This window comes from Streptomyces humi (assembly GCF_001005085.2).
Lineage (GTDB): Bacteria > Actinomycetota > Actinomycetes > Streptomycetales > Streptomycetaceae > Streptomyces > Streptomyces humi.
On the sequence record NZ_LBMU02000071.1, the window covers coordinates 62,515 to 69,390 of the forward strand.

General features: G+C 68.7%; 6 protein-coding genes. 4 read left to right on the top strand and 2 right to left on the bottom strand.

The window, feature by feature from the left end:
* Nucleotides 1–52: 52 nt before the first annotated feature.
* Both AAW13_RS29330 and aceE read right to left on the bottom strand, forming a co-directional pair.
* Nucleotides 53–946, bottom strand: coding sequence for a potassium channel family protein (locus AAW13_RS29330; protein ID WP_079179012.1), 894 nt, complete (start codon nucleotides 944–946; stop codon nucleotides 53–55).
* A gap of 111 nt (nucleotides 947–1,057) precedes the next feature.
* A complete protein-coding gene (gene aceE / locus AAW13_RS29335; protein WP_046729039.1) occupies nucleotides 1,058–3,805 on the bottom strand; it encodes a pyruvate dehydrogenase (acetyl-transferring), homodimeric type in 2,748 nt (915 codons plus the stop codon).
* 460 nt (nucleotides 3,806–4,265) lie between these two features.
* Here aceE and AAW13_RS29340 point away from each other — a divergent pair, with 460 nt between their 5' ends.
* The 4 genes from AAW13_RS29340 to AAW13_RS29355 all read left to right on the top strand — a co-directional run bounded on the left by AAW13_RS29340 (nucleotide 4,266) and on the right by AAW13_RS29355 (nucleotide 6,749).
* Nucleotides 4,266–4,703, top strand: coding sequence for a DUF3052 domain-containing protein (locus tag AAW13_RS29340; protein ID WP_046729038.1), 438 nt, complete (start codon nucleotides 4,266–4,268; stop codon nucleotides 4,701–4,703).
* A gap of 142 nt (nucleotides 4,704–4,845) precedes the next feature.
* Nucleotides 4,846–5,304 (top strand): peroxiredoxin, encoded by a 459-nt coding sequence (locus AAW13_RS29345; protein ID WP_046729037.1) that lies wholly within the window; start codon nucleotides 4,846–4,848, stop codon nucleotides 5,302–5,304.
* 173 nt (nucleotides 5,305–5,477) lie between these two features.
* Nucleotides 5,478–6,053, top strand: a complete 576-nt coding sequence (locus AAW13_RS29350; RefSeq protein ID WP_046729036.1) for a TerD family protein — start codon at nucleotides 5,478–5,480, stop codon at nucleotides 6,051–6,053.
* 120 nt (nucleotides 6,054–6,173) lie between these two features.
* The gene (locus AAW13_RS29355) at nucleotides 6,174–6,749 is read left to right on the top strand and encodes a TerD family protein (protein WP_046729035.1); all 576 of its coding nucleotides are present in this window, start codon (nucleotides 6,174–6,176) and stop codon (nucleotides 6,747–6,749) included.
* Nucleotides 6,750–6,876: the final 127 nt, after the last annotated feature.

Genomic DNA, 6,876 nt, shown 5'->3' on the forward strand with positions numbered 1-6,876 from the left:
CCGCCCCCGCCGGCCCTCCCCCGGCCTTCGGCCGGGGGTGACCCCGCGCCCCTTACCGGGGCACGTCCTGGCCGCGGGCAGTCGTGCCGCTGGGGCGATGGGGATCCCCCCGCTCGAACGGAGCCGAGAGCGGGGGAGGGTGGGCGCTGGGGGTCCCCCCGGCCGAAGGCTGGGGGAGGCACCCGGCCGACGCCGGTGAGCGCACCCCACCCCCCGGCCCCGAGCATTTGCGCATCGTGGCCACCTCGGTCCGCAGCGCCCGTACTTCCTCGGTCAGCAGAGCGATCGCCTCCGTCTGCCGCCGTTCCTCCACGTCGTCCTTCTCGAAGCGCGCGATGAACCACGTGGCGATGTTCGCGGTCACCACACCGAGCAGGGCGATCCCGGACAGCATCAGCCCGACCGCGATCATCCGGCCCAGCCCGGTCGTCGGCGCGTGGTCGCCGTATCCCACGGTCGTCATCGTGGTGAACGACCACCACAGGGCGTCACCCAGCGTCCGGATGTTCCCGTCGGGAGACTCGCGTTCGACCGACAGGACGGCCAGCGACCCGAACATGAGCAGGCCGATGACCGCGCCGACGACGTACGTCGTCAGCCGGATCTGCGAGGCCATCCGGGCCCGCCGCCCCACCAGCGTGAGCGTCGCCACGAGCCGCAGCAGCCGCAGCGGCTGAAGCAACGGCAGCACCACCGCGCACAGGTCTATCCAGTGCGTCCGCACGAACTCCCGGCGCCGGGGCGTCAGTGTCAGCCGTACGAGATAGTCCGTGGCGAAGGACCCCCACACCACCCATTCCGCCACCGTGCACGCGGACGTCAGCACATGACCGGCGGAACTGTCCACGATCGGCAGCGCGTAGGAGACGGCGAACACCACCGCGAGCGCCAGCAACGGCCGTTGGGTGAACTGCTCCCAACGCGACTGCGCGGACTGTGGCTCCATGTGAGCATCGTAGGCATCATCCGCGCCCCGCAGGGTCGTGGGGAACCGCGCGACCGGCCCCCACCGGCCCGCGGTCCCCCACTGCCTTCCCTGCCGAAGCCGGGCGCGGCGTTACGCGTCGCCGCCCGCCACGCCCGGGTGCGCCGCCGACACGTCCAGCAGCTGGTAGCGGTCGATGGCCTGCTTGAGCACGGACCGGTCGACCTTGCCCGCCCGGGCCAGTTCGGTCAGCACCGCGACCACGATCGACTGGGCGTCGATGTGGAAGAAGCGGCGCGCCGCGCCCCGCGTGTCGGCGAACCCGAACCCGTCGGCGCCCAGCGACTGGAACGTGCCCGGCACCCACCGGGCGATCTGGTCCGGAACCGATCGCATCCAGTCGGACACGGCCACGAACGGACCTTCGACGCCGCTCAGCTTCTGCGTCACCCAAGGCGTCCGCTGCTCCTCCTCCGGGTGCAGCAGGTTGTGCTGCTCGCAGGCCACGGCCTCGCGCCGCAGCTCGTTCCAGGAGGTGGCGGACCAGACGTCGGCCCTGACGTTCCACTCCTCGGCGAGGATCTTCTGCGCCTCGACCGCCCACGGGACCGCCACGCCGGACGCCATGATCTGCGCGGGGATCGAGCCCGCCGTGCCGGTGGCGATCCGGTGGACGCCCTTGAGGATGCCCTCGACGTCCACGTCGGCCGGCTCGGCCGGGTGCTGGATCGGCTCGTTGTAGACGGTCAGGTAGTAGAAGACGTCCTCGCCGTGCGGGTGCTCGGCGTCGCCGCCGTACATCCGGCGCAGGCCGTCCTGGACGATGTGCGCGATCTCGTACCCGTAGGCCGGGTCGTAGGCGACACAGGCCGGGTTCGTGGAGGCCAGCAGCTGGGAGTGGCCGTCCGCGTGCTGGAGCCCCTCACCGGTCAGGGTCGTACGGCCCGCGGTCGCGCCCAGGACGAAACCGCGTGACAGCTGGTCGGCCATCTGCCAGAACTGGTCGCCGGTGCGCTGGAAACCGAACATCGAGTAGAAGACGTACACCGGGATGAGCGGCTGGCCATGGGTGGCGTACGCCGAGCCCGCCGCGATCAGGGAGGCCGTGCAGCCCGCCTCCGAGATGCCGTCGTGCAGCATCTGGCCGGTCGGGGACTCCTTGTAGGCGAGCAGCAGATCACGGTCCACGGCCTCGTACTGCTGGCCCAGCGGGTTGTAGATCTTCGCGCTCGGGAAGAAGGAGTCCATGCCGAACGTGCGGTACTCGTCCGGCGCGATCAGCACGAAGCGGCGGCCGAGTTCCTTGTCCCGCATGAGGTCCTTGAGGAGCCGGACGAAGGCCATGGTGGTCGCGATGGACTGCTGGCCGGTGCCCTTCTTCACAGTCGCGTACGTCTTGTCGTCCGGCAGGGCGAGCGGCTGGGAGCGCACGACGCGGGTCGGCACGTACCCGCCGAGCCCCTTGCGCCGGTCGTGCATGTACTGGATCTCCTCCGAGTTCCGGCCCGGGTGGTAGTACGGCGGCAGGCCGGACTCCAGCTCCCGGTCGGAGATCGGCAGGTGCAGGCGGTCCCGGAAGCCCTTGAGGTCGGCGACCGTCAGCTTCTTCATCTGGTGCGTGGCGTTGCGGCCCTCGAAGTTCGGGCCGAGCGTCCAGCCCTTGATCGTCTTGGCCAGGATGACCGTCGGCTGGCCCCGGTGCTCGGTGGCCGCCTTGAACGCCGCGTAGATCTTGCGGTGGTCGTGGCCGCCGCGGCCCAGGTGCAGGATCTGGTCGTCGGTCATGTTGGCGACCATCGCGCGCAGCCGCTGGTCGTCGCCGAAGAAGTGGTCGCGGATGTACGAACCCGACTCGGTGGCGTAGGTCTGGAACTGGCCGTCCGGGGTCGTGTTCATCTTGTTGACCAGCACGCCGTCGCGGTCCTGGGCGAGCAGCGGGTCCCAGGTGCGGTCCCAGACCAGCTTGATCACGTTCCAGCCGGCGCCCCGGAAGACCGACTCCAGCTCCTGGATGATCTTTCCGTTGCCGCGCACCGGGCCGTCGAGCCGCTGGAGGTTGCAGTTGACGACGAAGGTCAGGTTGTCCAGGCCCTCGCGGGCGGCGATGGACAGCTGGCCGAGCGACTCCGGCTCGTCCATCTCGCCGTCACCGAGGAACGCCCACACGTGCGACTTCGAGGTGTCGGCGATCCCGCGCGCGTGCATGTAGCGGTTCATCCGCGCCTGGTAGATCGCGCCGATCGGGCCGAGGCCCATCGAGACGGTCGGGAACTCCCAGAAGTCCGGCATCGAGCGCGGATGGGGGTAGCTGGAGAGGCCGTCCGGGTACTTCGACTTCTCCTGGCGGAAGCCGTCCAGCTGGGCCTCGCTGAGCCGGTCGAGCAGGAACGCGCGCGCGTAGATGCCGGGGGAGGCGTGGCCCTGGAAGAAGACCTGGTCGCCGCCGAGGCCGTCGTCCTTGCCGCGGAAGAAGTGGTTGAAGCCGACGTCGTAGAGGGACGCGGAGGAGGCGAAGGTGGCGATGTGACCGCCCACGCCGATCCCCGGCCGCTGGGCGCGCGACACCATTACGGCGGCGTTCCAGCGGGTCGCGTTGAGGACCTTGCGCTCGATCTCCTCGTTGCCCGGGAAGAACGGCTCGGCCCGGGTCGGGATCGTGTTGACGTAGTCCGTGCTGCGCATCTCGGGCACGGCCACCCGCCGCTCGCGCGCCCGCTCGATCAGGCGGAGCATCAGATAGCGGGCCCGCTCCCGGCCGCGCTCGTCCACGGCGGCGTCGAGCGAGTCGAGCCACTCCTGGGTTTCCTCGGGATCGAAGTCAGGAACCTGACTCGGAAGGCCGCCAATGATGATCGGGTTGCGATCGGATCCGGAAGCCACGCTGTTCCTTACCTGTCAGAGGGGCACTGATTCCCTGTTTGACTGCTCTGGCTGTTCTGCCTGTCCTGCCTGTCCTACCTGTGTTTTTACGGCGTCCTGCCCGCGCCGCTGTCCATCGTCCACCCCGGGGCGGCACACGTCATCTCTACCGCGAGGTAACTCGGGACCGGCCAAAACGCAACGATACGCCCGGGGTGTGACGCGCTTGGCAAACTCGTTCGACCGCCGTATGTGAGGATGATTCCGAAAGGTATATTGCGGGCAAAAGGCAGTGGTGTGTGAGACCGTCGTCCGCGATACGGTGCTGGGAGTTGCGGCGACACGGCCGGGATCGTCACCGTTTCGGCGGTCTGAACGGCCGGGTACTTGCGCGATCCGTCCCGCCCGTGTGGACTACGGCCAATGCTTCGCGCACGCGCGTGGCTGAGTTCATCACCAAGACATGATCAGGAGGCAACCCGTGAGCGCGACCGCGGACCACGCGGAGGAGCGGACGAACCCTGCCGTCAGGCTGGGTTTCCAGCCAGACCAGGTGGTCCAGGAGATCGGCTTCGACGACGACGTCGACCAGGAGCTCCGCGAGTCCATCGAAGAGACCATCGGCAACGAGCTGATGGACGAGGACTACGACGACGTGGCCGACGCCGTGGTGCTCTGGTTCCGTGAGGATGACGGCGACCTGACGGACGCGCTGGTCGATGCCCTCGGCTTCCTCGAGGAAGGTGGCTCGATCCTGCTGCTGACGCCGAAGACCGGCCGCGACGGCTACGTCGAGCCGAGCGACATCGGCGAGGCGGTCACGACCGCCGGCCTGTCGCAGACCAAGAGCGTCAGCGTGGGCAAGGACTGGAACGGAAGCCGGCTGAACACGCCGAAGGCCGCCGCCAAGAAGCGCTGAGCCCCGCCGCCGGAGGGACCGGACTCCCGGTCCCTCCGCCGGCCTGCCGTGGCCGGCCGCCCGTCCTGCCGTGATCGCCTCGTGAGGGCCGCCGCATAGGGTGTTCGCACCCGAACAGACCCTGACGAAGGGACGCAGAGCGATGGCGATCCAGGTCGGCGACAAGGCGCCCGACTTCGAGCTCAAGGACAACCACGGCCGGACCGTGAAGCTGTCCGACCTCCGCGGCGAGAAGAACGTGGTGCTGCTCTTCTACCCGTTCGCCTTCACGGGGGTGTGCACCGGCGAGCTGTGCGAGCTGCGTGACAACCTGCCGAGGTTCGAGGACCGCGACACCCAGCTGCTGGCCGTCTCCAACGACTCCATCCACACCCTGCGCGTCTTCGCCGAGCAGGAGGGGCTGGAGTACCCGCTGCTCAGCGACTTCTGGCCGCACGGCGAGACCTCGCGCGCCTACGGCGTCTTCGACGAGGGCAAGGGCTGCGCCGTCCGCGGCACCTTCGTCATCGACAAGGAGGGCGTCGTGCGCTGGACCGTGGTCAACGGACTGCCGGACGCCCGCGACCTGAACGAGTACGTGACGGCGCTCGACGCCCTGTAGGCCCGTACGGCCGCCGTCCCTCGCCCCCTAGGGGGCGACCTGGCCGACACCCGGGAATTCTTCGGGGTCCAGGGCCTGCGGGCGGCGGGAACCCGTCACTAGGATCGAATCGTTGATCCGGTATCCGACGCACGACGGGGGCACCCGCCCCTGGACACCACATGGGAGGACTCGTGGGAGTCAGCCTCAGCAAGGGCGGCAACGTATCGCTGACGAAGGAGGCCCCCGGCCTGACCGCGGTCCTCGTCGGTCTCGGCTGGGACGTGAGGACCACCACCGGCACCGACTTCGACCTGGACGCCAGCGCCCTGCTGCTGAACACGGCCGGCAAGGTCGCCAGTGACCAGAACTTCGTCTTCTTCAACAACCTCAAGAGCCCCGACGGCTCGGTCGAGCACACCGGCGACAACCTCACCGGTGAGGGCGAGGGTGACGACGAGGTGATCAAGGTCGACCTGGCCACGGTCCCGGCCGACGTCGACAAGATCGTGTTCCCGGTGTCGATCTACGACGCCGACAACCGCCAGCAGTCCTTCGGGCAGGTCCGCAACGCGTTCATCCGCGTCGTCAACCAGGCCGGCGGAGCCGAGATCGCTCGCTACGACCTCTCCGAGGACGCCTCCACGGAGACCGCGATGGTCTTCGGCGAGCTGTACCGCAACGGCGCGGAGTGGAAGTTCCGCGCCATCGGCCAGGGCTACGCGTCGGGCCTGCGCGGCATCGCCCAGGACTTCGGCGTCAACGTCTGAGGCAGGAGAACGCCCCCGGGGCGTTCGAAAGTCCGCTCTGTCCGGCGCCGAACCGTTTACGGTCGGCGCCGGACGCGCAGGACAACCGGAGAAGCACCATCCAGGGGAGGACCAGCAATCATGGGCGTCACGCTCGCCAAGGGGGGCAATGTCTCCCTCTCCAAGGCCGCACCCAACCTCAGCAACGTCCTGATCGGACTCGGCTGGGACGCCCGCTCCACCACCGGCGCCCCCTTCGACCTGGACGCCAGCGCCCTGCTGTGCCAGGGCGGACGGGTGCTCGGCGACGAGTGGTTCGTCTTCTACAACCAGCTCAAGAGCCCAGACGGCTCGGTGGAACACACCGGCGACAACCTCACCGGAGAGGGCGAGGGCGACGACGAATCGATTCTGGTCGACCTGACGAAGGTGCCGGCCAACTGCGACAAGATCGTCTTCCCGGTCTCGATCCACATGGCCGACGAGCGGGGCCAGACCTTCGGGCAGGTCTCCAACGCGTTCATCAGGGTGGTCAACCAGGCCGACGGCCAGGAACTCGCCCGCTACGACCTCAGCGAGGACGCCTCCACCGAGACCGCCATGATCTTCGGCGAGCTCTACCGCTACCAGAGCGAGTGGAAGTTCCGGGCCGTGGGCCAGGGGTACGCGTCGGGCCTGCGGGGCATCGCGCTCGACTTCGGAGTGAATGTCTCGTAGTGGCCGCAGGGTCCGGATGTGGGGCCCGCTCGACCCGTACGACACCGATGCCCTCTAGACTCCGTGGTCAACAGTGAGTAAAGCCGAGTACACGATGATTGGGTAGCCAGTGCTTCTGAAAACCTTC

Coding starts and splice junctions, on each gene's coding strand:
- AAW13_RS29330 (WP_079179012.1), bottom strand. CDS start 946: ATGGAGCCACAGTCCGCGCAGTCGCGTTGGGAGCAGTTCACCCAACGG.
- AAW13_RS29345 (WP_046729037.1), top strand. CDS start 4,846: ATGGCGATCCAGGTCGGCGACAAGGCGCCCGACTTCGAGCTCAAGGAC.
- AAW13_RS29355 (WP_046729035.1), top strand. CDS start 6,174: ATGGGCGTCACGCTCGCCAAGGGGGGCAATGTCTCCCTCTCCAAGGCC.